Source organism: Sorangium sp. So ce381, assembly GCF_051473845.1.
GTDB classification, from domain to species: domain Bacteria; phylum Myxococcota_A; class Polyangia; order Polyangiales; family Polyangiaceae; genus Sorangium; species Sorangium atrum.
In genome coordinates, this window is record NZ_CP150336.1 from 4,941,236 (window position 1) to 4,967,203 (window position 25,968).

A 25,968-nucleotide genomic window follows, 5' to 3' on the forward strand; every position below is an offset into this window, starting at 1 on the left:
CCGCCGCCCCTCAGCGCTGCTGCGCCCCGAACCGCGCCTTCGCCGCGTCCACCGCGGCCTTCGTCCACTTGTCGACCTCGTCGTCCGTCAGCGTCCGCTCGGCCGACCGGAACCACAGCGCGAACCCCAGCGAGTGGGTCCCCGCCGGCAGCTCTTCGCCGCGGTACCGATCGAACATCTCGACCTTCTCGCAGCGCTCCCCCGCGGTCGTCCGCAGCACCTCGAGCACCTCTCCCGCCGGCACGTCGAGCGGCAAGAGCAGCGCCACGTCGTGCCGCATCGCCGGGAACCGGCTCGGCTTCGCGGCCACCGGCGCGCGGTACGCGGCCACCACCGCCGCGAGATCCAGCTCCGCCACGACGGCCCCGCTCGTGATCTCCAGCGCCTCGCGGACGTCCGGGTGCAGCTCCGCCACGTACCCGATCTCGCGGCCTTCGAGCAGGACGCGGGCGCCCTTCTTCGGGTGCGCCCACGGCGGCGCCTCGCCCGAGAGGTCGAACGCCGGCGTCACGCTGCCCGCGAGCTCCGCGACCACCGCCTCGACCGCGCCCTTGCCGTCGTAGAAATCGACGTCCTCGGGCCGCGTCAGGTAGCTGTCGCGCGGACCCGCCAGGAAGATCGTGAGCCGCGTCGGCTCGTTCACCGGCGGCCGCTCGACCCGCGCCAGCTGGCTCGCGCCGCCCGCCTCGCCCTGCCACGGCAGGAACACCTGGCTCACCTCGAAGAGCCGCACCCGCGGCACGTTGTACCGCTGCGAGCGCTGCACCACCGTGAGCAGCCCAGGGACCAGCGACGGCCGCATCACCGACTTCTCCTCGGAGAGCGGGTTGAGCAGCCGCAGGAGCGACCCGTCGTCGTAGCGCGCCGCCTTCAGCTCCTGGGGCGACAGGAACGAGTACGTCACCGCCTCGTGCAGCCCGATCCCCGTGCAGATCTGCCGCACCCTGCGCCGCAGCCGGTAATCGCCGCGGGCGCCCGCCGGCGCGGCCCCCACGCGCGGCAGCCGGCTCGGGATCTGGTCGTAACCAGCGATGCGCGCGACCTCCTCGATGAGATCGATCTCCTCCGCGATGTCGGGCCGGTGCTCCGGCACCTCGACGAGGAGCCGATCCGCCTTCTGCTCCAGCACCGAGAGCCCCAGCGTCTCCAGGATCTCGCGCGCCCGCGCCGGGGCCTCGGCCCCGATGATCCGCTGGTACCGCGGGAGCCGCAGCGTCAGGCGGCGCGGCGCGCGCGGCGCCACGTACGCGTCGATCGGCTCGCCCGCCGCCTCGCCGCCCGCGAGCTCGCAGATGAGCGCGCTCCCGCGGTCACGCGACAGGGGGACCCCCGAGAGATCCACCTCGCGCTCGAAGCGGTGCGACGCCTCCGTGTGGAAGCCGTACCGGCGCGCCGACCTGCGGATCCCGCGCGGCTCGAAGTACGCCGACTCCAGGAACACCCGCCGCGTCGTCGCGGTGACGCCGCTGTCCGCGCCGCCGATGACGCCCGCCAGGGCCACCACGCGGTCCGCGTCGGCGATGACAAGGTCGTCCTCGTCGAGGGACAGCTTCTGCCCGTCGAGCGCGACGAACGTCTCGCGCGGCTGAGCCCGCCGGATCTCGATCGGCAGGCGCAGCGTGTCCAGATCGAACGCGTGGAGCGGCTGCCCCCGCTCGAGCATCACCAGGTTGGTCGCGTCGACGATGTTGCTGATCGGCCGCACGCCGAGGCGGCCGAGCCGCACCCGCGCCCAGAGCGGCGAGGGGCCCACGCCGACCCCCTCGATCACCTGACCGTCATACCGGGGGCAGCGGTCCCCGTCGCGCACCTCCACGGCGGCGCTCGCCGCGGCGCCGTTCGCCCGCGGCGCAGCGACGGCCGGCGGCCGGAACGGTAGGCCGAGCACCGCGGCCACGTCCCGCGCCACGCCCAGGTGCCCCAGCGCGTCGGGCCGGTTCGGGGTGACGCTGAGCTCGATGATCCAGTCCTCGAGGCGAGGCTCCCAGTCGAGCAGCGATTGCCCCGGACGCCCGCCCTCCACGGTCAGGAGCCCCTCGTGGCTCGACCCGAGCCCGAGCTCGTCCTCGGCGCAGAGCATGCCGGGCGAGGAGAAGCCGGCGACGGCCTTCTCGGTCAACGTCACGAGCGCGCCGTTGCGGTCGAGCACCTGCGCCCCGACGGGCGCATAACAGACGAGCGCCGGAGCCTGCGGGATGACCGGCGCGCCGCACGCGACCTCCACGCCCTCTCCGCCTCCGCCCGCGTCCACGCGGACCACCGTGAGGCCCTTCTTGCCGGCCGGGTGCGGCCGCGTCGCGACGACGCTCGCGAGGACCACCGAGCGCAGCGCGGCGCCGACGTGCGTCACGCGGTCGACCTCGAGCCCGCCGCGGCCGAGCGCCGAGGTCACCGCGTCGACGCCGGGATCGGCGCCGAGGATCTCTTGAAGCCACTTGTAGGATATCAACATGGGGAATCGGGGCTGCGGGCGAGGGGCAGTGGCCTAGAGGCTTCCGAGGAAGCGGATGTCGTTCTCGTAGAAGGCGCGGATATCGTCGACGGCGAACTTCATGTTGGCCGTGCGATCCACGCCGATGCCGAACGCCAGCCCCGTGTACTCCTCCGGGTCGATCCCGACGTTCCGGAGCACCGTCGGGTGGACCATGCCGCACCCGAGGACCTCCAGCCAGCCGGTCCCCTTGCACTGCGGACAGGCGCGGTTCTCGCCGAAACAGACGAGGCAGGACACGTCGAGCTCGGCGCTGGGCTCGGTGAAGGGGAAGTAGCTCGGCCGGAAGCGCGTCCTCGTGGCCTCGCCGAACATCCGGCGGCTGTAGACCTCGAGCAGGCCCTTCAGATCGGCGAGGGACACGTCGCGATCGACCACGAGCCCCTCGATCTGCACGAACATGGGGCTGTGGCTCGCGTCGTCGTCGCGGCGATACACGACCCCGGGCGCGACGATCATCACCGGCGGAGGGTGGGAGAGCATCTCGCGCACCTGGACCGGGCTCGTGTGCGTCCGGAGGAGCACGTTCTGGCCAGGATCGCCGGCCATGTAGAACGTGTCGTGCATGTCCATGGCCGGGTGATCCGCCGGGAACCCGAGGAGATCGAAGTTGTAGCGCGCGAGCTCGATCTGCGGCCCTTCGGCCACGTCGAACCCGAGCCGGACGAAGATATCGACGATCTCGTCGAGGGTCCGCATGATCGGGTGCGGCCGCCCGGGCGCGCGCCAGCGGCCGGGCAGGGTGATATCGAGGGGCGGCGCGGAGAGCTCGCGATCGCGCGCGGCGCGCTTGATCCTCGCCGTCGCCTCCTCGCGGGCGCGCTCCACGCGGCCCTTGACGGCGTTGAGGCGCTGGCCGAGCGTCTTGCGCTCCTCGGGCGCCGCGCCGGGCAGCTGCTTCATCAGCGCATTGAGCGACCCACGGCGCCCGAGCAGGCTGGCATACAGGCGGTTCAGCTCATCGAGATCGCCGGCTGCGGCGAACTGGACGTCCACCGTGCGATCGACCTCGTCGATGAGGCGGCCGAGTTCGGGACCACTCATTGCCGCCCCCTTACCGCGAAGGCCATGGCAACGCAAGACGTTGACCTCCCGCGCCGCCCCCAGCTGCTCGCGCCAGCCAGCGCGCGGCCCGCACGCGTGATCCGGAGGCTCGACGACCACGACCGTGGCGGACGCGCCTCGCCGCTCCCGCTGCGCGGCCCCGCCCTGCGCGCGGTGCCCGCAACAGCCGATGTCCACGCGGTCAACGTCGGGTTGACAGCCTCCGCTCGCGACGGCGCGATCCGCCCGGAGACGACGTCCGCGCCCGGGTGGCGGGGTACTTTGGCCGAACGCGGGGGCTTTTGAACCGCCAAGCGCGCCAAGGACGCCAAGAAAACCACGAAATCTTGGCGTCTTATGGCGACTTGGCGGTTCCATCATTCCGGCAGGGTGAGGGGCCCCCTGCTCGCGCGAGCGCCGCGCGTCGACCGCCGCTGTCGGTCGCGTCAACCGTGTCAACCCGAGGTTTACGGGCTCTCCACGGCGGTTGCCCATTTGAATCCGGATTCGCACTCTGGCCGCGGCGAGGACGCCTGGATCGTGGCGCTGCGACCGCGCCGGTCGTCTCTGGCCCATCGCTTGCTTTGAACGTTGACGAACGTTGACGAACGTTGACGAAGGTTGTGAACGTTGACGGACGCGGGCGAGCGCGCCTGAGCGCGAGCGCTGCGAGCATTCCAATCGATGAGCGAGCCACGCCAGGCGTGCTCGTCGGGGCCCTTTCGCCCTGACGACAACCCGCTGCTTGCGCTGCTGCCGCTCCAAAACACCACGAGATCGGCGCACCTTGAATCCCATCATCCATCTCTCTTGCGACCCTGAGCACGATGCCCGCCGCGCTCCGCGACGCGGCGCAGTCTCCGCCCTTCTCGGCGCGGCGCTCTGGGTGTCTCCAGCGGTCGTGAACGGGCAGCCGACGACGACTCCGGCTCCGGCGCCCGAGGCGCCTCCAGCGGCCGTGAACGGGCAGCCGCCGCCCCCTCCGACTCCCAGTCCTGCGCCGGTGCCGGAGAGCGGCTTCTTCTTCGGCGGCGTCGGCCGCGTCGTCGCGGCCACGGACGCCGAGATGGGGCCGGGGCGGGACGCCGATATCGTCTTGAGAGGCTCGCGCCTCGACGAGTCCACGTACATCCAGATGGACCTGGAGCGGCAGGATCACTGGGAGTCCACAGGCGCCACAACGCGCGTCGCCGTCCGCCTGGTCGTGGACGCCCCCGTCCTCCACTACAACAACGCGCGGCCGTGGAACATCAACATGTCGGTGCGCAACGCCTTCGTCGAGGAGCGAGACCTCGGCGTCAAGGGCCTGTCCGTGTGGGTCGGCTCGCGCCTCTACCGCGGTGACAACGCCGAGCTCCTCGATTTCTGGCCGCTCGACTGGCTGAACACGCTGGGCGGAGGCGTCCGGTACGACCTGCCCTCGAAGCGCACGTACTTCGCGGCGCACGCAGGCGTCAACCGGCCGCTCTCGCCCTATTACCTCCAGACGGTGGAGCGCCCGCCGGCGCTCAACCAGCCTGGCGCGGCGAACGTCAACCTCCTCGATCGCCAGCGGCTCATCTCGAGCGTCAAGGCGAGCCACACCGTCCCGGTCGGGGAGAAGGGCGGCGTCAAGGGCGTCCTGTATGGCGAGCTGCACCAGCTGCCGTCGGGCACGCGCGAGACGGCGGAGGCCGGCGTCGTCGAGCGCCTGCCGCGCGACTCCGGGTACGTCGTCGGCGCGCAGATCAGCCCGTTCACCGGCGTGAACAACGGGCACCTGCACCTGTTCCTGCGCTACGCGGGCGACCTCGCGGCCTACGGCGAGTTCGGCGCGCCCACCCAGCCCGCGCCGGACGGCACCGCGACCGGCGCGCACGAGCTCCTCTTCACCTTGAGCGGCAACTACGAGACGGGGCCGCTCGGCCTGATGGCCGCGGGATACGTGCGCTCCTTCCGCAACGCCAGCGAGCCGTTCGACTTCGCCGACCTCGACGAGGGCATCTTGCTCGTGCGGCCGCACCTCTACCTGCGCGACTGGGGAGGCGTCGCCGTCGAGGCCTCGTATCAGGCGCAGCGGCGGGGGAGGGTCCCGCCGCCGGCCGACCCCGCAGCGGCGGGCGCGCACCCGGCGGCGAGCCACCACAGCGCCAGCCTCGTGCGCCTCGGGCTCGTGCCGTTCCTGAACGCGGCGGGCAAGGGTGATTTCAAGCGCCCTCAATTCCGGTTCATCTGGCTCGTGACCCGGCGCGACGACGGCGCGAAGGCGCTCTATCCGCAGGACGACGTCTTCAGCCAGCGCACCTGGGAGCATTTCATCGGCCTGAACGTCGAGTGGAACATCAAGGCCAGCCCGGCGTTCTGACGCAGCCGCGGGGCTCCGGGGATTCACCGCGTCCATTCGTAAATCCAGTTAACGAATCGAGGAAAGGGTTTTGTCCATGAAGCCAGTGAACGCTGGGCAGGTCGTGGTCCGCGCGACGGCGTCGCACAGGGGGCGAAAGCTCTCCGTGACCCCGGCAAACAGCCCCATGAAGCGCCTCCATTACGGTCGGATCCTGCTCGACGGGACCACGCCGGAGGCGCGCTTCGAGACCTCCGGACGCGAGGTAGGGCTCCTCTGCATGGCCGGCGAGTGCGCCGTGAAGGTGAACGGCGTGGAGGTGATCGCGCTCGGGCGGTACGACGCCCTCTACGTGCCTCGCGGCTCGGCCGTCGAGGTGCGCACGAGCTCGGCGGTCGATCTCGTCGAGTGCGGCGCCGAGGTGGAGGGTGACTATCCCCTCCAGGTCGTCCGCTACAAGGACGTCGAGCAGAACCCGTCGCTCAAGTTCAAGGCGGGCGGCGACGCCACGACGCGCGAGCTCAGCATCCTGCTCGGCAAGAACGTGCAGGCCGGCCGCATCGTCGCGGGCTTCACGCGCTCCGCGCCGGGGCACTGGACCAGCTGGCCCCCGCACGAGCACACGGACCTGCTCGAGGAGATGTACGTCTATTTCGATATGCCGCCGCCGGCGTTCGGCGTGCAGCTCGTGTACACGGCTCCCGAGGCGCCCGAGGTCGTCACGGTGGTGCGGGACGGCGACGCCGTGCTGATGCCGGCGGGGTATCACCCGAACGTCGCCGCGCCGGGGCACTCCATCAACTTCGTCTGGCTCATGGCCGCGCACCGCGAGCGCGAAGATCGGGTGTTCGGGGTGGTCAACGTCCAGCCGGAGTTCGCCCAGCGCGGCTCCGGGCTCGAGGCGAGCCTCAAGTAGCGAGCAGGGGAGCGGGCCAGCGTCAGGCGGCTCGAACTCAGGAGGATAGCTTCATGGTGATGAACACGGAGTCCACGACGGCCATCGCCGACGCGCCCGCGGAGGTGCCGCGCGACGCGGGCGCCGGCGCCGCGCCGCGCTCGGCCGGCATCGGGCGTTATCGGTGGGTGATCTGCGCCCTCTTGTTCACGGCCGCGACGATCAACTACGTCGATCGACAGGTCCTCGGCGTCCTCAAGACGACGCTGCAGAAGGACCTCGGCTACAACGATATCGATTACGGCAACATCGTCACGTCGTTCCAGGCCGCTTACGCCATCGGGATGCTGACGATGGGCCGCCTCATGGATCGCATCGGGACGCGGCGCGGGTTCTCGTTCGCCGTCGGGTTCTGGAGCCTCGCGGCGGCGGCGCACGCGCTCGTCGGCAGCGCCGGGGGGCTCTCCGCGGCGCGGTTCGCCCTCGGCATCGGCGAGGCGGGCATGTTCCCGGGCGCCCTCAAGACGATCGCGGAGTGGTTCCCGAAGAAGGAGCGCGCGCTCGCGACCGGCCTGTTCAACTCCGGCACGAACATCGGCGCGATCGTGTGCCCCCTCGCCGTCCCGTGGATCGCGGTGGCCTGGGGGTGGCGCGCGGCGTTCGCGCTGACCGGCGCGATCGGCGCGCTGTGGATCGTCGCCTGGATGATCCTGTATCGCCCCCTCGCGGAGAACCCGCGCGTCACGCCGGAGGAGCGCGCCTACATCACGAGCGAGCCGTCGCCGGCGCCCGGCAAGGTCGGCTGGCTCAGCCTGATCCCGCACCGCCAGACGTGGGCGTTCGCGATCGGCAAGTTCATGACCGATCCGTTCTGGTGGCTTTACCTGTTCTGGGTCCCCGACTTCCTGAACCGCAAGCATGGATTGAACCTCCTCCAGATCGGCCCGCCGCTCGTCACGATCTACCTGCTCTCCGACGTGGGCAGCATCGCCGGCGGCTGGTTCTCCTCGATGCTGATGCGCCGCGGCTGGACGGCGAACGCGGCGCGCAAGACAGCGATGCTCGCCTGCGCGCTCGGCGTGGCGCCCGTCTTCCTCGCGACGCGAACCGACTCGCTGTGGGTCGCCGTGCTGCTCCTGGGCCTCGCCACGGCCGCGCACCAGGGCTTCTCGGCGAACCTGTTCACGCTCACAACGGACATGTTCCCGTCGCAAGCGGTGGGGTCGGCCGTCGGGTTCGGGGGCATGGCCGGGGCCATCGGCGGGATGCTCATCGCGCAGATCGCGGGCCGCGTCCTCCAGCTCACCGGGAGCTACTCGACGCTGTTCATCATGGCGGCGTCCGCCTACGTGCTCGCGCTCGCCATCATTCACGCGCTCGTGCCGCGGCTCGAGGCCGCGCGGTTGAAGCAGGGATAAGACAATGACGAACGATCCGTTTCGTTTGGACGGCAAGGTCGCGCTCGTGACGGGCTCGGCCACGGGGATCGGCGCCGCGATCGCGACGGCGCTCGCGGCGGCGGGCGCGGACATCGCCTGTCACGGCAAGGACGAGCCGGGCGAGGCCACCATGGCGGCGGTGCGAAATCTCGGGCGGCGCGCCACCGGCATGGCCGCGGATCTCGCGGATCGCGCCGCGCACGCGGAGCTCGTCCGGAGGACGAAGGCCGAGCTCGGGCGCATTGACATCCTCGTGAACAACGCAGGTCTCATCCGGAGGTCCCCGGCTGTCGAGTACTCCGAGGAGGACTGGGACCTCCTGATCGAGGTCAACCTGACGTCCGCGTTCCGTCTCTCGCAGCTCGCCGGGAAGCAGATGCTGGAGCAAGGGTCGGGCAGGATCGTCAACATCGCGTCGCTGCTCTCGTTCCAGGGCGGGATCCTGGTGCCGGCCTACGCGGCGTCCAAGGGCGGGATCGCGCAGCTGACCAAGGCGCTCGCGAACGAGTGGGCCGGGAGGGGCGTCAACGTGAACGCGATCGCCCCGGGCTACATCACGACGGACAACACGGCGGCGCTCAGGTCCGACGAGGCGCGCAGCCGGCAGATCCTCGATCGTATCCCGGCGGGGCGCTGGGGGGAGCCGAGCGACATCGCGGGAGCGGCGCTGTTCCTGTGCTCGGAGGCGAGCAGGTACGTCCACGGCCACGTGCTGGTCGTGGACGGCGGGTGGATGAGCCGTTGAGGAGCGTGAAGATGAAGATCCGAAGTGCAAAGAGCTGTGCGTGGGACCAGGTGAGCCTCGGGGAGGTGATGCTGCGCCTCGACCCGGGAGAGCGGCGGATCCACACCGCGCGGACGTTCGAGCTCGGCGAGGGCGGGGGAGAGTACAACGTGGCGCGGGGGCTGAGGCGCTGCTTCGGGCTGCGGACGGCCATCGTCACGGCGCTCGCGGACAACCCGATCGGGCGGCTGATCGAGGATCTGATGCTGCAGGGCGGGGTCGACACCTACCCCGTGCGCTGGGTCGATTACGACGGCGTTGGCCGCGAGGCGCGCAACGGCCTCAACTTCACGGAGCGCGGGTTCGGGCCGCGCGCCGCCGTGGGGTGCTCGGATCGCGGCCACAGCGCGGCCTCCAGGCTGAAGGCCGGCGACCTCCCGTGGAAGGCCCTCTTCGGCGAGCGCGGCGCCCGCTGGTTCCACACGGGCGGCATCTTCTGCGCGCTCTCGGAGACCACCGCCGGCGTCGCGCGCGAGGCCATGGAGGTCGCGCGCGAGCACGACGTGCGGATCTCCTACGATCTCAACTACCGGCCCTCGCTCTGGAAGAACTTCGGCGGTCAGAAGCGGGCGCGCGAGGTCAATCGGGCCCTCATGCCCTACGTCGACTGCCTGTTCGGCAACGAAGAGGACTTCGTCGCGGCGCTCGGCTTCGAGGTGCCCGGCGTCGATGAGGGCTATCGCGATCTCGACACGGCCGGGTTCCGCCGGATGATCTCGGATGTCGTCGCGGCGTACCCCAACATCTCGGTCGTGGCCACGAGCCTCAGGACGGCCAGGAGCGCGAGCGTCAACGGCTGGGGCGGCATCCTGTACTGCAAGGGCGAGTTCTACGAGGTCGCCCAGCGAGACATCGAGATCCTCGACCGCGTCGGAGGCGGCGACTCGTTCGCCTCGGGGATCATCTACGGGCTCCTCTCGGAGCAGAGCCCGGAGTGGGCGCTCCGGTGCGGCGTCGCGCACGGGGCGCTCGCGATGTCGACGCCGGGCGACACGTCGATGGCGTCGCTCGCCGAGGTGCGGCGGGCGATGAGCGGGGCCAGCGCGAGGATCGAGCGATGAATCACGCGATGAATCACGCGATGAACCATGCGATGGACCGAGAGCACGTCGTCCGCCGCATCGAGGAGATCGGCGTCGTCCCCGTGGTGCGCGCGTCGAGCGGCGCGCTCGCCGTGCGGGCCGGTCGCGCGCTGTGCGCCGGAGGGATCGAGGTCCTCGAGATCACGATGACGGTCCCGGACGCCCTCGCCGTCATGCACGAGATCACCTCGCAAATGGGGAGCCGCGTCCTGGTCGGCGCGGGCACGGTGCTCACCGCGGACGCAGCCCGCGGGTGCATCGAGGCCGGCGCGCAGTTCATCGTGAGCCCGGGGCTCAACCTCGAGGTCATCCATGCGGCCCGCGAGCTCGGGAAGGCGGTCTTCCCCGGGGCGCTCACCCCGACCGAGGTGATCGCCGCGTGGAGCGCCGGCGCCGACGCGGTGAAGGTGTTCCCGTGCTCGGCGATGGGCGGCGCGAAGTACCTGCGCGCGCTGCGCGGACCGCTCCCGCACGTGAAGCTGCTGCCGACCGGCGGGGTCAACCTCGCGACCGCGCGCGAGTTCATCGAGGCCGGCGCCGTGGCGCTCGGCGTCGGCGGCGAGCTCGTCGACGCCGCCGCGCTCGAGGCCGGCCGCGACGAGGTCCTCACGGAGCGCGCGCGGGAGTTCCTGTCCGTGGTCCGGTCCGCGCGGGCCGGGATCGAGAAGCGCGCCTGAGCGGGGCTGCCGCGAGGCGCTGGAGGAAGCATGAGTCATCTGAAGAGAAGCGATGTCCCGAGCCTGGCTCGCGTGTCGGGCGATGCGGTGGAGTTCTTCACGCCCGAGCCGGGGCTCAGGCGCCGGGTGCTGGCCCACAACCCCAACATGATGCTCGTCGAGCACCACATGGAGGTCGGCTGGGCCGGAGCGCGCCACAGCCACCCCCACGATCAGCTCGTCTATGTCATCTCCGGACACCTCAAGTTCTCGTGCGGAGACGAGGAGTTCGAGGCGCGGGCCGGGGACAGCTTCGTGGTCCGCGGGGGCGTCGAGCACCAGGCCTGGGCGTTCGAGCCGTCCGTCGTGCTCGACGTGTTTACCCCCGCGCGCGAAGAGTACATGCCCTGAGCGCGGGGATCCGGTCAGCCACTCCAGTTCACCAAGATCATCATGTCTTTTCGACGGGCCCTGCGACCGACGCAGCGGCCCTGTGCGATTGAGGAGCCTATGAAACGCAGAACGTTCGCGATGTCGATCCTCTTGCCCTTCGCGCTGGCCGCCTGTGGGGGGGACAGCGAGCCGGGGCCTGGTCCCGGCCAGGAAGTGCCGCCCGAGATGGTCCCGTACGTCGAGGCGATGAAGCGCGCGGCCACCTTCATGAGCGAGGAGGTCGCGTACAACGGCGGTTACGTGTGGAGCTACCTCCCGGATCTCTCGAGGAGCTGGGGCGAGATGGAGGCGAAGCGCACCATGCTGTGGGTGCAGCCGCCCGGCACGCCGTCGATGGGGCACCTCTACCTGGACGCCTACCACGCCACCGGCGACGAGCTCTACTACAAGGCCGCCGAGCAGGTCGCGCTCGCCCTGATCGAGGCCCAGCACGAGGCCGGCGGCTGGAACTACATCTATGACTTCGCGGGCGAGGAGTCGCTCAAGGACTGGTACGACACCATCGGCAAGAACGGCTGGCGGCTCGAGGAGTTCCAGCATTACTACGGCAACGCGACGTTCGACGACGCGGGCACCGCCGTGGCCTCGCAGCTGCTCCTGCGCATGTACCTCGAGAAGAAGGACGAGCGGTTCCGCGGGCCCCTCTACAAGGCGATCGGCTTCGTCACCGAGAGCCAGTACGAGGGGGGCGGCTGGCCGCAGCGCTTCCCGCTGATGGGCAAGGGCGGCGAGCCCGACTACACGAGCCACATCACCTTCAACGACGACGTGGCCGGAGAGAACATCAAGTTCCTGATCATGTGCCACCTCGCGCTGGGCGAGTCGCAGCTGCTCGGGAACATCGAGCGCGCCATGGACAATTTCGTCGTGTTGCAGCAGCCCGCGCCGCAGCCCGCGTGGGGCCTTCAATTCACGCAGGACGGCAAGCCGGCCGGGGCGCGCACCTACGAGCCGGAGGCGCTGACCACACACACGACGGCCAACAACATCCAGCAGCTCCTCAATTTCTACAACATGACCGGGGACGAGAAGTACATCGCCCGCGTGCCCGAGGCGCTGGACTGGCTGGACAAGGTCAAGCTGCCCTCGGAGCTGCTGGAGATCTTCCCCGACCGGACGCATCCCACGTACATCGAGATCGGGACCGACATTCCGCTCTACGTCCACCGGCGCGGCTCGAACGTCGTCAACGGCGAGTATTACTTCGACAAGGACCCTGCCAAGCCCATCGGCCACTACGGGCAGGCCCGCAAGCTCGACGTGGACGCCATGCGCGCCCGCTACGAGGAGCTCGCGGCGATGTCGCCCGAGGCGCTGACGGCGGGCTCGCCCCTCAAGATCACGGGGCCGGCGGCGCTGCCGCGGTACTTCTCGCTGCGCGAGGTGAAGCTCGAGGACCTGTACGCCGGCGCCGCGATGACGACCGCGCCGGTGACGGCGGAGGACGCGCAGCGGCTCGTCGGCGAGCTCAACGCGGAGGGCTACTGGCCGACCAAGATCACGATGATCACGAATCCTTACAAAGGCCCTGGCGACGCCGAGCCGTTCGTGGAGGACACCTACGCCACGACGCACGTGGGCGATCGCAACGATACCTCGCCCTACGACCCGGCCAAGGCGCCGGCGACGTACCCGGCCGAGGAGTCGCCGACGGGCATCTCTGTGGAGTCGTTCATCAAGAACATGGGCGTGCTCATCTCCTACGTTGCGCCCGTGAAGTGAGCGCCCCCGCGCCCCGTCGCGCTGGCACCCCGTGTGCTTTGTCGACCCGATGCCTGGGACCACGCGCAATCCAGGTGGCTTGATGCCGGCGACGTGGTGCCGGCGCGCGGTGGTGCAAGGAGTCGAGGCATGAGATTGCTTATGGTTGCCATGGCGGTGCTGACCGTGGCTGCGGTCGGGCTCGGATGCAGCAGCAGCCCGAGCGACGGGGGAGAAGCTGAGGGGGCGAGCTCCGGAGGAAGCGTCGGCTCCGGCTCCGGCGAGGGGGGCTCGCTGGACATCGGCGGCGAGATCGGGCCCGGATCGAGCGGCGTGGGAGGCGCCGGCCCCACGGGTGGAGGCGGAGCGTGCGCCACCCAGACGGCGGCGGCATCGCTCCAGCCCGTGTACCTGGCGTTCGCGTTCGACGTCTCGGGCAGCATGGGCAAGGGCGACAAGGACTGGCACGACAAGTCGCTCAAGTGGGATCCTGTCGTCGCTGCGACCAAGCAGTTCTTCTCGGATCCCGGGGCCGAAGGGCTGACGGCCTCGCTCTCGTTCTTTCCCGCTGACGACGACAAGTGTTCGGCCGAGATCTACGCGACGCCGGACGTGCCGCTGACGCCGCTCCCCTCGGAGGCCTTCACCGAGGCGATCGACGCGATCGAGCCGGAGAGCTCGGACGACTGGCGCGGCGGCACGCCGACCGCGTGGGTGATGCGGGGCACGAGCGCGTTCATCGAGGCGCAGCGGCAGCAGAACCCCGGGAAATACGCGATCGTGCTCGTGACGGACGGCTACCCGCAGGGCTGCGACGAGGCCTCCGACACGATCGACGCTGTGGTGGCCGACGCTCGGGCGGCGCTGGCGGAGGGCGTCCCGACCTACGTCATCGGGGTCGAAAACCCGCCGATCGAGGGAAGGCCGGACACCCTCGACGACCTGCACGAGATCGCCGCGGCCGGCGGCACGGAGCGCGCCGTGCTCATCGACACCGGCGATCCCTCGCAGACCACGGCCGCTTTCAAGGCGGCGGTCGACCGGATCCGCGGCGCCTCGGTCTCGTGCACCATGGCGATCCCGCTCCCGCCGGACGGGAGCACCTTCGACAAGGAGAAGGTCCGCGTGCTCTACACGAGCGGATCGAGCGCGGCGACGGAGCTCGTGTACGACCAGAGCTGCTCGACCGAGGGCGCCTGGCGCTACGACGAGCCCGCGAGTCCGACGCAGATCGTGCTCTGTGTCGACGCTTGCTCGACGGTCCAGGCGGACGTGGTGGCGAAGCTGAGCGTCGATTTCACCTGCGAGAGCGTGATCGAGGTTCCCCTGTAACCGCAGGCCGTCGCACCCCTGCCGCGCGGCGCGCTCGGCCTCGCCTACCGGCGCGCGCGCCGCCTGGCTGATCCATGTCAACCGTGAGTTGACACTGTGGACACACGCAGTTGCATCTCCACCGGTCCCACCTCGGCAGGGGCGGTCAGACACCCATCTGCCGCGTCGAGCGCTCTCCGCTGCCCGGCGTCATTGGCCGCCTGACGCCGGCGCGGCGCGCAGGTTACCGTCCAGCAACGCTGCCGAGATGTTGTAGAACAGAGCCACCATGGCACCTGCTCAGGAGCGCGAGCGGCGGACCCTCGATCGGTACACGCTCCATGGCGTGATCGCCTCCGGGGGGATGGCCTCCGTCCATTTCGGGCGGCTCGTGGGCGCGCATGGCTTTGCCCGCACCGTCGCGATCAAGCGCCTGCACCCGCAGTTCGCCAGGGACCCCGAGTTCTCGTCGATGCTCCTCGACGAGGCGCGGCTCGCTGTCCGCATCCGCCACCCGAACGTCGTCACCACGCTCGACAGCGTGCAGGCCGACGACGAGCTCTTCGTGGTCATGGAGTACATCGCGGGCGAATCGCTCTCGAGCCTGCTGCGCGAGGCCGGCCGGCGAGGGGCCCAGGTGCCGCAGCCGATCGGCTCGGCCATCATCGCCGGCGCCCTCGCGGGCCTGCACGCGGCGCACGAGGCGACCGACGAGGAGGGCGCCGCGCTCCAGATCGTCCACCGCGACGTGTCGCCGCAGAACATCCTCGTCGGCGAGGACGGCATCGCGCGCGTGCTCGATTTCGGCATCGCGCGGGCGGCGGTGCGGAGCCAGGTGAGCCGCGTCGGGCAGCTCAAGGGCAAGCTCAGCTACATGGCGCCGGAGCAGCTGCGCGGAGCCCCCCTGAACCGCCGCGCCGACATCTACGCCGCTTCCGTGGTCCTCTGGGAGGTGCTCACCGGACGGCGGCTGTTCACGGGGGAGTGCGACGCGGAGATCTTCGGGCGGATCCTCGAGGGCGTCGTCCAGCCGCCGAGCGTGTACGGCGACGTGCCGAAGGCGCTCGACGAGGTGGTGCTCCGCGGCCTCGACAGGGATCCCTCCCGGCGTTACGCGACCGCGCTGGAGATGGCCGCTGCGCTGGAGGAGGCGCTGCCGCCGGCGAGCCCGCGCGCTGTCGGGGCGTGGGTCGAGGCGACGGCGGGGACGCTCCTCGAGGCGCGGGCGAAGAGCCTCGCCGCGATCGAGACGTCGCAGCGGAGCGCGGCCCCGACGCCGCCAGCGCCGAGACCCGCCGCCGTGGACGACGCGCCGCCGCGGGACGTCGAGGCGCGCCTCGCGCAGCCGTCTGGCGGCCGCGGGCGCGCGCTGCGGACCTCGGTGACGGTTCCGACCATGACGAGGACGGTCGAGGACATGGCGCGGCCCGCGGCGTCGGCGCTCGCGACGCCGGTCGCCGCTGCGGCGCCGCCGCGGCTGGCGAGCGCGCAGCTCGTCCGCGCCTCCACGCTCGCGCTCGGGGCCAGCGCGCTGGTGCTCGCCGTGGCCCTCGGCAGGAGCTGTAGCGTGCGTCCAGGGCCCGATGCGCCGCAGGACGGGCGCGCCGGCGCCGGCGAGTCCTCGCTGCCCGCCGCCTCGCCACCGGCGGTGGCGGCGCCTGCCGTGAGCGTCGGGGCGCCGGAGGTCCTTGCGGAGGCGCCGGCGGCGTTGTCGGCAGCGCCCGACGCATCGGCGGCCTCGCCGGCGCCGGCGCCGGCCGCGACCGCGCCGGGGGCCTCCGCGAGCGCCGCCGTGGCGCCGGAGCCGGCCGCGCGCGCCGCCGCGCCGGATCGCGCCGCGGGCGTGCGCGCCGCGTCCCCCGCGCGCAGCGCGCGGCCGCGGTCGCGCTGCGTGCCGCCCTACTATCTGGACGCCAACGGCATCCGGCGGATCAAGCGAGAGTGCCTGTGAACGACGGATGCGTGTAGCCTGCGCCGCGATGAAAGGGCGCCTCCTCGCCGCCTTCGCCGCGGCCGTCACGCTCCTCGCGGGCTCACGCGCCCGCGCTCAGGGCGTGGGAGAGACGTGCGCGGCCTCGTACGAGCAAGCGCAGCAGCTCCTCCGCGACAGGGCGCTGCTGCGCGCCCGCGCCGAGCTCCGCGTCTGCGTGAGCTCGTGCCCGGCGACGCTCGCCCGCGACTGCCAGAGCTGGAGCGAGCAGGTCGAGCGCGACATGCCGAGCGTCGCGCTGTCGGCCACGTCCGCGGACGGCCACGCTCCGGGCCGGGTCCGGGTGCTCCTCGACGGCGCGCCCCTCGTCGACGCGCTCCCGAAGGACCCGGTCGAGCTCGATCCCGGGCGCCATACGCTGACCTTCGAGGACGCGGCGGGGACGCGGGTGGTCACCGTGGTCACGGTGCCGCCGGGCGACAAGGCGCTGCCGATCGCGGTGCGCTTCCCTGCGCCGGCGCCGTCGCGCCCCGCGGCCGGCGCCGACGCGCCGCGGGTGCGGCAGCGCTGGCCGCTCGTGCTCGTCGGCGTGGGCGCGGCGGGGCTCGGCGTGGGCGCGGTCCTCGGCGTCAAGGGGCACCTCGACCGGAGCGAGCTCCGCACGCGGTGCGCGCCCAGATGCCCGGCGGAGGACGTCGAGGCGATCGATCTCACGTGGAAGGCCGGCGCCATCTCCGCGGGCGTGGGGTTCCTCGCGGCCGGCCTGGGCGCGGTGCTCTACTTCCAGCTCGATCCCGTCGCGCCCGCCGCGCCGGTCGCGGGCTTCTCCTTCTCGCCGGGCGGCCCCGGGCTCTCGCTCCGCGGCGCGTTCTGAGCGCCGCGCCGCGCGGCCCCGTCAGCCCTTGCTGCGGATCCCGTAGCGCTCCATCAGCCGGTGGACGAGCTGCCGGGAGACGCCCATCGACGCGGCGGCCCGCGCCACGTTGCCGCCGCTCTCCCGGAGCTTCATCGCGATGTACGTGCGCTCGAACTGCTCGACGACCATGTCGCGCGCCTCGCGGAGCGGCAGCGCGGCGAACTGGCCGACGCTCATGTCGGCGGGCCGCGGCGCCACCTTGACGATCGCCTCCTCGGCGAGGTGCGGGAACAGCATGAGCCGCGCGACGGTGTTGCGGAGCTCGCGCACGTTGCCCGGCCAGTGGTGCCCGCGGAGCAGCTCCAGCGCGTTCGGCGGCAGGTCGGCGAGCGAGCGCGGCGGCACCTGCGCCGCGAGGAAGCGCTCGACGAGCAGCGGGATGTCCTCCTTGCGCTCGCGCAGCGGCGGCACGACGGTCTCGACGACGGCGAGCCGGTAGTAGAGATCCTCGCGGAACGAGCCCGACGCGACGCGGCCCTGGAGATCGCGGTGCGTGGCGGCGATGACGCGGGCGTCGAAGGACGTGTACGCGGCGGCGCCGATGCGCCGCACCTGGCGGGCCTCGAGCGCGCGCAGGAGCTTCGGCTGGAGATCGAGCGGCAGCTCGCCGATCTCGTCGAGGAAGAGCGTGCCGCCGCTCGCCTCCTCGAGCAGGCCGGCGCGCGCGCTCTGGGCGCCCGTGAACGCGCCCTTCGTGTAGCCGAAGAGCTCGGCCTCGATGAGGTTCGGGGCGACGGCGCTGCAGTCGAACACGACGAAGGGGCCGCCGCTGCGCGGGCTCGCCTCGTGGATGGCGCGGGCGAGGACCTCCTTGCCGGTGCCGGACTCGCCGAGCAGCAGGATCGTCTCCGAGGTGGCCGCGGCGCGCTCGAGGCGGGCGAAGAGCGCGCGCATGGGGACGCTGCTGCCGAGGGCCTCGCCGAAGCTGGCCGACGTGGAGAGCGGGACGACGACCGGGGCGCCGCCGACGCGCACGGTGAGGGGCACGCCGCCCAGGGAGGCCACGGCGCTCGGGGTGAGGAAGCCCTCGACGATCAGGACGTCGTTGATGAACGTGCCGTTCTTGCTGCCGAGGTCGGTGAGGACGACCCCGCGCGGCGAGAACCGGAGCTGGCAGTGACGGCGCGAGACGCGCGAGTCGGGGATGATGACGTCGCACTCGCCGCTCGTGCCGAGCACGAGCGGCGCGACGCCGAGGGTGGCCTCGATCGGCGGGCTCTTCTGCGGGGTGACGAGGATGCGCAGGTCCGGGAGCTCGACCGCGTCGCTTCGGAGGGTCGTGATCGTCCGGGTGGGGTCGTGCATTGATCGCGCGGGAGGGGGACGGGGCAGCATCTCCGAATTTTCGGCGGATTTCCAGCACGCGGTGCGCCCGGAGCGCTGGACGCGCCGCCGCCGAGTTATCCTCGTGACGTGCTCGAGTTCACGCAGTCCGAGGCCAAGATCCTGTCCCAGTGCGTCACCCGCTTCACGGACGCGTTCCGCCGCGACGTGGCGGACGTGATCCGGCAGGAGTTCCGCGGCTACGAGCCGCCGGAGGTGACGGAGCTGATCGGACAGCTGAGCCTCCTCGGGCGGCAGCTCGAGCTGCGCCCGCCGCACGCGCAGATCCACGACACGCAGGGCCCGCTGCTCAAGCGCATCCTGATCGACCTCCGGCGCGACAGCGCCACGGCGATCGAGGAGCCGCTGCAGAAGGCCGTGAACGCCGAGACGATCCGGCACCTCCGGCGCGAGGTCCACGGGCTGGAGCAGCTGATGGCCGCGCCCTGGTTCGCGGCCACGCGCGCGCTCAAGGTGCCGCAGCTCACCGACTACATGTCGATCCGGCACGCCGAGGCCGTGACGCCGGAGGCGCCGCCGCTCCGGCCGCGCGAGTACGACGAGAAGTTCCACATCCTCGAGGCGCCCGGGCTCTTCCTCCCCGATCTGGCGCACTACCGGGCGCGCTGCGCGCTGCGCGGCGCCTCGATCGCCGTGGCGTTCATCGACATCGACGACTTCAAGGCGTTCAACGTCCAGCACACCGAGACCGCTGTCGATCTCCACGTGCTCCCGCCGTTCATGGAGAGCATCGAGGCGCACGTCTTCGCGCACGGGCACGCGTACCGGTTCGGAGGCGACGAGTACATGATCACGCTGCCCAACGCGACGCGCGCGTGGGCGGTGGACTTCCTGCGCGCGCTCCAGGAGCGGCTCGCCCGCCGCCGCTACCGCCGCGTCGAGCGGCCGCCGACGATCTCGGCCGGGCTGTGCGTCGCCGACGTCGACTGTTTCCTGACCGATCGCGAGATCCAGGGGCGCGCCAACCTCGCGAAGAACCACGCGAAGGCCACGGAGAAGGGCCGCGTCGCCACGTACGACGGGGAGCTGTTCCGCCCCGAGGATCTGGTGCTCGCGTGAGGCCGGACGGTGAGAGCGCAGCGGGCGCGGCGGTCGAGGCGCGCGCCGGCGGGGATGCGCCGCCGGAGGCCCCGGACGGCCTGATCCTGCCCGAGCCGCTGTGGGGCGCGGTGCGCGCGGCCTACGGCGAGCCTGGGCGCGCGTACCACGACCTCGCGCACGTGAGCGAGGTGCTCCGCCGGGTCGGCGAGGTCTCCCGCGACGTGGGCTGGCGGAGGCCGCGGGAGGTGTTCCTGGCCGCGCTCTTCCACGACGCCGTGTACGTGCCCGGCCGCCACGACAACGAGGCGCGCAGCGCGGAGCTCGCGCGCGAGGCGGTGGCGCGCTGGCTGCCCGGCGAGGGGCTCGACGAGGGCTTCATCGAGCGGCTGATCCTGCTCACGGCGCGCCACGGGGCCCTCGGGCCGGCGGACGTCGGCGACGAGGAGGCCCTCTTCCTCGATTGCGACATGGCCATCCTGGGCAGCGACGCGGCGGTGTTCGACGCGTACGACCGGGCGATCGCCGCGGAGTACAGCGCCGTGCCGCCCGAGCTCTACGCCGCAGGCCGGCGGCGCTTCTTCGAGAAGCTGCTCGCGGCGGAGCGGATCTTCCTCTCGCCGTACTTCCACGCCCGCCTCGAGGCGAGCGCGCGCGACAACCTGCGCCGGAAGCTCGACGCGGGCGCGTAGCGGCGCTGCGCGAGGGGTTATCAGGGGCGGGGATCGTCGGGGGCGGGGATCGTCGGGGGCGGGGATCGTCGGGGGCGGGGATCGTCGGGGGACGGCGTGGTCGTCGCTGGCGCGGCGGTCCGCGCCGGAGGGAGCGTGGCAGTCGGCGCCGGAGGCGTCGCAACGAGGGACAGCGACGCCGGCGCGCGCCGCCCTCGCGCGATCACCAGCTCTTCACGTCGCTCTTGCTCACGCGGCACGTGGCGGTGCCCCACTGGCTCGCGCCGCCGTGGAGCTTCTCGGACTCGCCCATGTGATCGGTGACGGCCTTGTACTCCTGGCAGATCTTCGGCTTGTCGTCGCCCGCGTCGTAGCCCCCCTTGACGTACAGGTTCGTGATCGTGACCGTGTCGCCGTAGTTCTGGTTCGCGCCCGCGACCGTCGTCTTCACGCGGTCCACCCTGACGTTGTCGATGATCAGGTGCCGCGGGCCGCCGTTCGCGGTGCAGTCGCCGCACGAGCGCCAGAGCTTCCCGAAGTCGGCGATGTACGAGTTCGTGACGATGGTCGTGGAGCCGCCCTTGGCGTTGTGCTGGAAGATCTTGTCGGCCGAGTGCAGCGCGATGGAGCTGTTGATGCGCATCGTCGCCCCGTCGGCGCTGTTGGTCGCGGCGTCCTCGCAGACGTCCTCCCAGTAGACGTGATCGAGCGTGCAGTCGCCCTTGCAGACGATGCCGTTGCCGCCGGGGAGGCCGCCGGCGATGATGAGGTTCTTCACGGTGACGCCGTCCTCGACCTCGAACACGGTCTTCTGGCCCTCGCCGTCGTCGCAGTCCTCCGTGTTGTTCACGCCGATCTTCTGGTTGTTGAAGTCGTAGACGTCCTGCCCGCCGTGGGCGGCGTTCTTGAGCACCGTCGTCTGCGTCCTGATCTCGCCGTTGCCGTTCGTGGGCGTCGGGATCTCCATCGGGAGCTCGTCGCCGAGGGGCTCCTCCCCACCCGCGCCGCTGCTCGTGGTGCTCGCGGCCGTGGTGCTGGAGCTGCTCGTGGTCGCGCTGCTCGTCGTGCTGGAGCTGCTCGTCGTGCTGGAGCTGCTCGTGGTCGCGCCGCTCGTCGTGCTGGAGCTGCTCGTGGTCGCGGCGGTGCTGCTTCCGCCGCCGACGCCCGTGCTGCTGGTGCTCCCGCCGCTGGCGGCGGCGCTGCTGCTGCTCGAGCTGCTGCCTCCCTGGCCGTCGTCCGGCGTCGCGGCGTCGTCTGAACAGCCGAGCTGCATGGCTCCGACGGCGCCGAGCACGAACAGCAAAGTGAAAGCTGACTTCATTCCAGATCTCATCTCGTTACCTCTCGTTCCGGCATCATGATGGGCGACCCGCGGCCCGGAAGCGCTTGTACGGCGCTGTCGACTCCTCGACGCAACCCGTCGAGGTGGCAACCAGGAACTCGCGCTTCGCGCCGCTCAGCTGGCTTCTGCGTCGAGCTCGTCGAGGTGAATGCAAGCGGCGATCCAGGGTGCGCGGCAGGACATCGCGCATCGCGCGGAGGCGCGCTGGGGTGGGCGTGTCAACGGGCGGTCGACACCGGTTGACGATCGGGTTGACGTGCGGGTGCTCCACGCCGCGGAGCGCCGGGGGAGGGCGCGCATGGGGCGGGGGCGACCCGGCGATCGGAGTCGCGAGCCTGCCGAGTGGAGCGCCCGGCAGGCTGCGCCCTCCAGCTCAGAAGATCGGGTCGTCCTTGCAGCCGAAGATGACCTTGACCGAGCCGGCGCCGCTGCTCGCCACCTGCTCACATGCAGCGCCGTACAGCTTGATCGTCATCATGTCTGGCCCCGTGTAATTCCATCCATCCGTGCCTGTTGTGTCTTGCATGATCGATTGTTCCCCGACGAACACCCCGACGTGGTCCGGGTTCGGCGGCGGCTCGCCGAGCGGGAACAGGCACGTCGAGACCTCTCCCGTGATCGCCAGCAGCGATGTCACGAGCTGGTCCTGCGTTGCCGCGAGGTAGAACCTGGGCGCGTCCGGATCCGGGTCCTGGCGCGGCTCGAGGCCTGCGACCGCGAGGCCGTTGAGCGCCTTGATCTTGCTCGCCTGCGCCGCGATCCCGACCACGAACGTATGGAAGCCGGCGGCGGCCGCGTCCGTCACTGCCTGCACGGCGAGCTCGTCCGAGTCGCTCTTGGGGCACGACGGATCTCCGTCGGTCGCGAGCAGGATGTACTTCGGATCGTCGTTCTGGATCGTTTGCAGGTACTCGACCGCCTTGTTGATGGCGTCGCCGGTCGGCGTGCCGTCGCCCTCGGGGGTCGTGCTCGAGATCGCCTGGCTCACCGTGGGGGCGTTGCTTGCCGCGATCGGGATCAGGATGTCGCGCGGGAAGCTCTCCTCGGTGCAGCTACCCGTCCTGTCGCCCTGCGGGAACACCTTCAGGCCCCAGGAGGCGGCCTCGTTCGTCGCCGCGATCACCTCCTGCAAGGCGGGCACGACGATGTCCCATTTCGACGGCGTGCCCTCGTCTCCGTTCGGATCGTCCTGCATCGACGCCGAGCGATCGAGGACCAGCAGGATGCTGGCCGGCTTGCGCTCGACGTCGAAGTTCTGCCGCCCGCAGTCCACGCCGCCGCCGGCGCTGCTGGCGCTGCCGTCGGCGCCGAGGTCTCCGGGCACGCTGCCCGGCTCTCCGGCCCCACCGCCGACGTCGCCGTACCCGGGGGTATCGCCGGCGCCCGGCGCTCCGCTGCCGCTGCCGGCTTCGTCGCTCGACGTACAGCCCGATAGCGCCGCCAGCACGACGACGGAACAGATCGATGATGCTCTCAACATGATGCCTCCTGTAAGCTGAATCCTTGCGACGTCATCGCGAGCACCGCGCCAGGGCCTGCGCTCCATCCACGAACAGCGGCCACGAACGGCGGCCACGAGCTGCGGGGCTCGGCGACGGCGCGGGCGACGGTTGCTATTCGAGCTCGTCGGCGAGGCGATCGAGCCAGCCCTCGATGTCCTCGGTCGGCGCGTCGAGCGGTCGCGAAGCCGGCGCTGCCGTCGGGTAGCCCCCAACCTCGTCTTGGCTGTTCACGAACATTCCGTCGCCGGACAGGACGTCCTCGACGATGCGCAGATCGACCTCGTCGCGGTCTCTGGGCCTCGCGCCTGCGTGCGCGAGCACCGCGTCGAGGACCGACGCTGCGGGGAGCGCCACGAGGCCGTCGGGCCACGCGGGCTTCTCGGCGAGGACGATGATGTCCGGGGAGGCGATGGGCGCCGCTCTGCCGAGGGCGTCCACGGCGATGTTGTCCTCGAGGTAGGCCGATCCCAGCGAGTTGGTGCCGATCATGGGGAGGCCCGGCAAGGTGTTGGCGCCGTGCCGCATGTAGTTGCCGACGATGCTGACCCTCGGCGGCTCCGGCGTGACGCCCGAGCTCTCCCACTCCTTGAGGACGGGGCCGAGGCGCATCGCCCATTTGCCGGGGTTGTAGACGACGTTGTTCACGATCGCCCCGGTCGCGAACCCCTTGTACCAGGGGTTTCGTTCGTTGTTGTTGGCGTAGAGGTTGCCGACGACGGTGACGTCGGTGCAGTGGTCGTGCACGAGGGTGCCCATGGAATGAGAGCCCTTCTCGTGGATGGATTCGAGGAGCCCTTCGGCGATGATGTTGTTGCTGAGGGTGACGCGGCGCGAGGTGCCGTCGGGACCGTCGAAGCGGGGGCCCGAGACGGACAGGTTCTCGTCGACGCCCCACGCCACGGAGCAATGGTCGATCACGATGTTGTACGCCGAGGCGCCGTCCGTCGTGACGTCGGGCTCGAACCCCGACGCCGGCGCAGCCCCGGCGTCGCCCATCCGGAAGCGGAGGTGCTGGATTCGCACGTCGTGCGTGCGGATCTTCATCCCGCCGCGGATCAGCGTGACGCCCGGCGAGGGCGCCGTCTGGCCGGCGATCCTGACGAACGGCTCGGTGATGTCGAGGCGCGTCTTGTCGAGGTCGATGATCCCGCCGACCTCGAACACGATCGTGCGCGGCCCCCGCGTCTCGATCGCCTCGCGCAACGATCCCGGGCCGTCGGCGTCGAGGTTCGTCACCTTGAGGATCGTACCCACGCCATCGACGGGCCCCGAGCCGCCGGCGCCGCCCGACGAGCCGGTGGTGGCGACGAAGCCGCCGGCGCCGCCCGCCGAGCCGGCGGTGGCGACGAAGCCGCCGGCGCCGCCCGCGGAGCCGGTGGTGGCGGAGCCGCCGGCATCCGCGCCGCCTCCCGGCGCGCCGCCGGCTCCGGTCTGGGCGCCTGCAGTTCCTCCGCCGTGGCCGCCCGCGCCCGGAGTGTTACCTCCGGCGCCGCCCTGTCCGGCCGCTTCATCGCCTGGGCCAGGCGAGCTCGCTGCGCGGGAGCAACCCCCCAGGAACGTGCAACCCGTGCAACCGAGGAGGACGAACGAGAGGACGGCGGCCTTCATGAGATGATTCCTTTCGAATCGAGAGAACTCGCGTGGGCGCTGAAGGCGCCGCGCTCCCGCGGGCGACAACGGCGCATGGCGCGGCTCACCGTCGTTGCGCTGGATGCACGCACGAGGCGACTCGAGCCCAGCCCGTCGCGCAGTCCGGGTAGCGCGTGAGGTGGCGGCCGCCGAACCAGGCCGGCGCCGCGCCTCCTTCGCGCGCCGCGAGACCAGCAACGACAATGCCATTTGCCCGGACCCGCCTGCCGACGGCTCACGTGTGTGGCTGGGGGCTGCGCAGCGCTCGTGGCGTGGACGTCCTCATCGCGGCGCGTCGTGGCGCCGCGACGTCAACCACGGGTTGACGTGCTTGACAGCAAGGACGGCTCCCGTGTCAACCGCGTGTTGACCGGCAGCCGTCTGCCGCGAGCTCCGCCGGCGCTCAGCCCTTCCAGCCGGGCGGCGGCTTGGCGAAGCCGGTCTCGGCGGGGAAGGGGCTGGCGGTCTCGCGCTGGTGCAGCCCGTCCACGTCGATGCCGAGCGCCCTCAGCCCGTCCCGCTGCTCGTAGCGGATCACCAGCACGGCGGCGGGCTTGGGTGTCGCCCGGGTGAACTGCGTCGACGTGATGCGCGACTCGCGCCGCTCGCCGAAGGTCGTGCCGAGTCCCTTCGGCGCCGCGGGGGCCGGCGCGGCGCCCGGCGCGGGGGCTGGCGGCGGAGCAGCAGGCGCGGGCGCGGGCGGTCCAAACCCCGGAGCCGGCGGCGGCAGTCCGCCGCCCTGCGGCCCGCCGAACGCCGGCGGGGGTGGCGTGAAGGGCGGCGGTGGTGGCGGCGGCGGGGGCGCGAATTCCTCGAACACCGCCAGGCCGATGACACCCACGTTGCGGGGCTTGCCGATCTGCGCGGCGTACGACTGCTCGATGCTCCCGAATCGGAACGTCGCGACCTCGGTGTGGCTGATGCGGAACCCGGTGAAATCGAACGACTCGTGCGCCCTGATCACCAGGCCGCGGGCGTCGAACGACGCGTCCTTGCCGCTCTGCACGTCGAGGCCGTCGACCGTGGGCACCACCTCGACGCGCGCGCCGGTCAGGTTCCGCACGCGCAGCGCATAGCGCTGGCCCGACCGCCCCTCGACATAGGTCGTCTCTCGATGGACAAACTCCCGCGTCGGCGTGAGCCCGCCGCCCTCCTCGACGAGCAGCTCCACCTCGACGATCCCCTTCAGGTCTCGCATCTCGATGCCCCTCTCCCTGAGCCGTCGCGCGCCCTCGCGCGGCGGCGAGCGTCCAGACACTACGTGAACCCGCTCGGCGCCAGCGTGTCAAGGCGCCGGGCGGGCGCGGGCCTCGCTGCCCGCTCGCTTCCCCATACCGCCCGCCCGCGGCTCGCGCTATCAACGCACCTGCGCGAGGCGCGGGCGACGCCCGCCGCTCGCAGTCCTCGCATGTTTCGC

21 protein-coding genes are annotated in these 25,968 nt (G+C 71.5%); 14 read left to right on the forward strand and 7 right to left on the reverse strand.

The window, feature by feature from the left end; translation table 11 throughout:
- Nucleotides 1-10: 10 nt before the first annotated feature.
- Nucleotides 11-2,452, reverse strand: coding sequence for a phenylalanine--tRNA ligase subunit beta (gene pheT, locus WMF29_RS18530; protein WP_437330112.1), 2,442 nt, complete (start codon nt 2,450-2,452; stop codon nt 11-13).
- 33 nt (nt 2,453-2,485) lie between these two features.
- Nucleotides 2,486-3,535, reverse strand: a complete 1,050-nt coding sequence (gene pheS, locus WMF29_RS18535; protein WP_437330113.1) for a phenylalanine--tRNA ligase subunit alpha — start codon at nt 3,533-3,535, stop codon at nt 2,486-2,488.
- Nucleotides 3,536-4,436: 901 nt separating this feature from the next.
- Here pheS and WMF29_RS18540 point away from each other — a divergent pair.
- The 11 genes from WMF29_RS18540 (at nt 4,437) to WMF29_RS18590 (ending at nt 16,983) form a co-directional block, all read left to right on the forward strand.
- Nucleotides 4,437-5,879, forward strand: a complete 1,443-nt coding sequence (locus WMF29_RS18540) for a carbohydrate porin (protein ID WP_437330114.1) — start codon at nt 4,437-4,439, stop codon at nt 5,877-5,879.
- A 76-nt stretch (nt 5,880-5,955) separates the two neighbouring features.
- Nucleotides 5,956-6,774 (forward strand): 5-deoxy-glucuronate isomerase, encoded by an 819-nt coding sequence (locus WMF29_RS18545; protein WP_437330115.1) that lies wholly within the window; start codon nt 5,956-5,958, stop codon nt 6,772-6,774.
- A gap of 59 nt (nt 6,775-6,833) precedes the next feature.
- A complete protein-coding gene (locus tag WMF29_RS18550; RefSeq protein ID WP_437331138.1) occupies nt 6,834-8,171 on the forward strand; it encodes an MFS transporter in 1,338 nt (445 codons plus the stop codon).
- Between the two features lie 4 nt (nt 8,172-8,175).
- Nucleotides 8,176-8,937, forward strand: coding sequence for a 2-dehydro-3-deoxy-D-gluconate 5-dehydrogenase KduD (kduD, locus tag WMF29_RS18555; RefSeq protein WP_437330116.1), 762 nt, complete (start codon nt 8,176-8,178; stop codon nt 8,935-8,937).
- A gap of 11 nt (nt 8,938-8,948) precedes the next feature.
- Nucleotides 8,949-10,037, forward strand: a complete 1,089-nt coding sequence (locus WMF29_RS18560; RefSeq protein WP_437330117.1) for a PfkB family carbohydrate kinase — start codon at nt 8,949-8,951, stop codon at nt 10,035-10,037.
- Between the two features lie 32 nt (nt 10,038-10,069).
- Complete coding sequence (locus tag WMF29_RS18565; RefSeq protein ID WP_437331139.1) at nt 10,070-10,735, forward strand: bifunctional 4-hydroxy-2-oxoglutarate aldolase/2-dehydro-3-deoxy-phosphogluconate aldolase; 666 nt, start codon at nt 10,070-10,072, stop codon at nt 10,733-10,735.
- Between the two features lie 30 nt (nt 10,736-10,765).
- Nucleotides 10,766-11,125 (forward strand): cupin domain-containing protein, encoded by a 360-nt coding sequence (locus WMF29_RS18570; RefSeq protein ID WP_437330118.1) that lies wholly within the window; start codon nt 10,766-10,768, stop codon nt 11,123-11,125.
- Nucleotides 11,126-11,224: 99 nt separating this feature from the next.
- Nucleotides 11,225-12,889: a pectate lyase gene (locus WMF29_RS18575; RefSeq protein WP_437330119.1), complete on the forward strand. Its 1,665-nt coding sequence runs from the start codon at nt 11,225-11,227 to the stop codon at nt 12,887-12,889.
- A 129-nt stretch (nt 12,890-13,018) separates the two neighbouring features.
- Nucleotides 13,019-14,200, forward strand: coding sequence for a vWA domain-containing protein (locus WMF29_RS18580; protein WP_437330120.1), 1,182 nt, complete (start codon nt 13,019-13,021; stop codon nt 14,198-14,200).
- Between the two features lie 268 nt (nt 14,201-14,468).
- Nucleotides 14,469-16,130: a serine/threonine-protein kinase gene (locus WMF29_RS18585; protein WP_437330121.1), complete on the forward strand. Its 1,662-nt coding sequence runs from the start codon at nt 14,469-14,471 to the stop codon at nt 16,128-16,130.
- Nucleotides 16,131-16,158: 28 nt separating this feature from the next.
- Entirely contained in the window at nt 16,159-16,983 is an 825-nt protein-coding gene (locus tag WMF29_RS18590) for a hypothetical protein (RefSeq protein ID WP_437330122.1), read from the forward strand.
- A gap of 21 nt (nt 16,984-17,004) precedes the next feature.
- Here WMF29_RS18590 and WMF29_RS18595 read toward each other — a convergent pair whose 3' ends face one another.
- Complete coding sequence (locus WMF29_RS18595; RefSeq protein WP_437330123.1) at nt 17,005-18,330, reverse strand: sigma 54-interacting transcriptional regulator; 1,326 nt, start codon at nt 18,328-18,330, stop codon at nt 17,005-17,007.
- Between the two features lie 108 nt (nt 18,331-18,438).
- Here WMF29_RS18595 and WMF29_RS18600 point away from each other — a divergent pair, with 108 nt between their 5' ends.
- Nucleotides 18,439-19,428 carry a diguanylate cyclase gene (locus WMF29_RS18600; protein ID WP_437330124.1) on the forward strand — a complete coding sequence of 330 codons (990 nt, stop codon included), beginning with the start codon at nt 18,439-18,441 and terminating at the stop codon, nt 19,426-19,428.
- The gene (locus WMF29_RS18605; protein WP_437330125.1) at nt 19,425-20,099 is read left to right on the forward strand and encodes an HD domain-containing protein; all 675 of its coding nucleotides are present in this window, start codon (nt 19,425-19,427) and stop codon (nt 20,097-20,099) included. The genes WMF29_RS18600 and WMF29_RS18605 overlap by 4 nt, the downstream gene beginning before the upstream one ends.
- Before the next feature lie 202 nt (nt 20,100-20,301).
- Here the strand turns inward: WMF29_RS18605 and WMF29_RS18610 are convergent, their stop codons facing one another.
- Entirely contained in the window at nt 20,302-21,045 is a 744-nt protein-coding gene (locus tag WMF29_RS18610; protein ID WP_437330126.1) for a pectate lyase, read from the reverse strand.
- On the opposite strand from WMF29_RS18610, the gene WMF29_RS18615 reads away from it, so the two are divergent.
- Nucleotides 21,026-21,439, forward strand: a complete 414-nt coding sequence (locus tag WMF29_RS18615) for a hypothetical protein (protein ID WP_437330127.1) — start codon at nt 21,026-21,028, stop codon at nt 21,437-21,439. The two genes, WMF29_RS18610 and WMF29_RS18615, sit on opposite strands and share 20 nt — an antisense overlap.
- A 354-nt stretch (nt 21,440-21,793) precedes the next feature.
- Here WMF29_RS18615 and WMF29_RS18620 read toward each other — a convergent pair whose 3' ends face one another.
- From WMF29_RS18620 to WMF29_RS18630, 3 genes are all read right to left on the reverse strand, one after another.
- Nucleotides 21,794-22,900, reverse strand: coding sequence for a vWA domain-containing protein (locus tag WMF29_RS18620; RefSeq protein WP_437330128.1), 1,107 nt, complete (start codon nt 22,898-22,900; stop codon nt 21,794-21,796).
- Nucleotides 22,901-23,033: 133 nt separating this feature from the next.
- Nucleotides 23,034-24,530 (reverse strand): pectate lyase family protein, encoded by a 1,497-nt coding sequence (locus tag WMF29_RS18625; protein WP_437330129.1) that lies wholly within the window; start codon nt 24,528-24,530, stop codon nt 23,034-23,036.
- Nucleotides 24,531-24,954: 424 nt separating this feature from the next.
- Entirely contained in the window at nt 24,955-25,749 is a 795-nt protein-coding gene (locus WMF29_RS18630; RefSeq protein ID WP_437330130.1) for a hypothetical protein, read from the reverse strand.
- Nucleotides 25,750-25,968 lie beyond the last annotated feature (219 nt).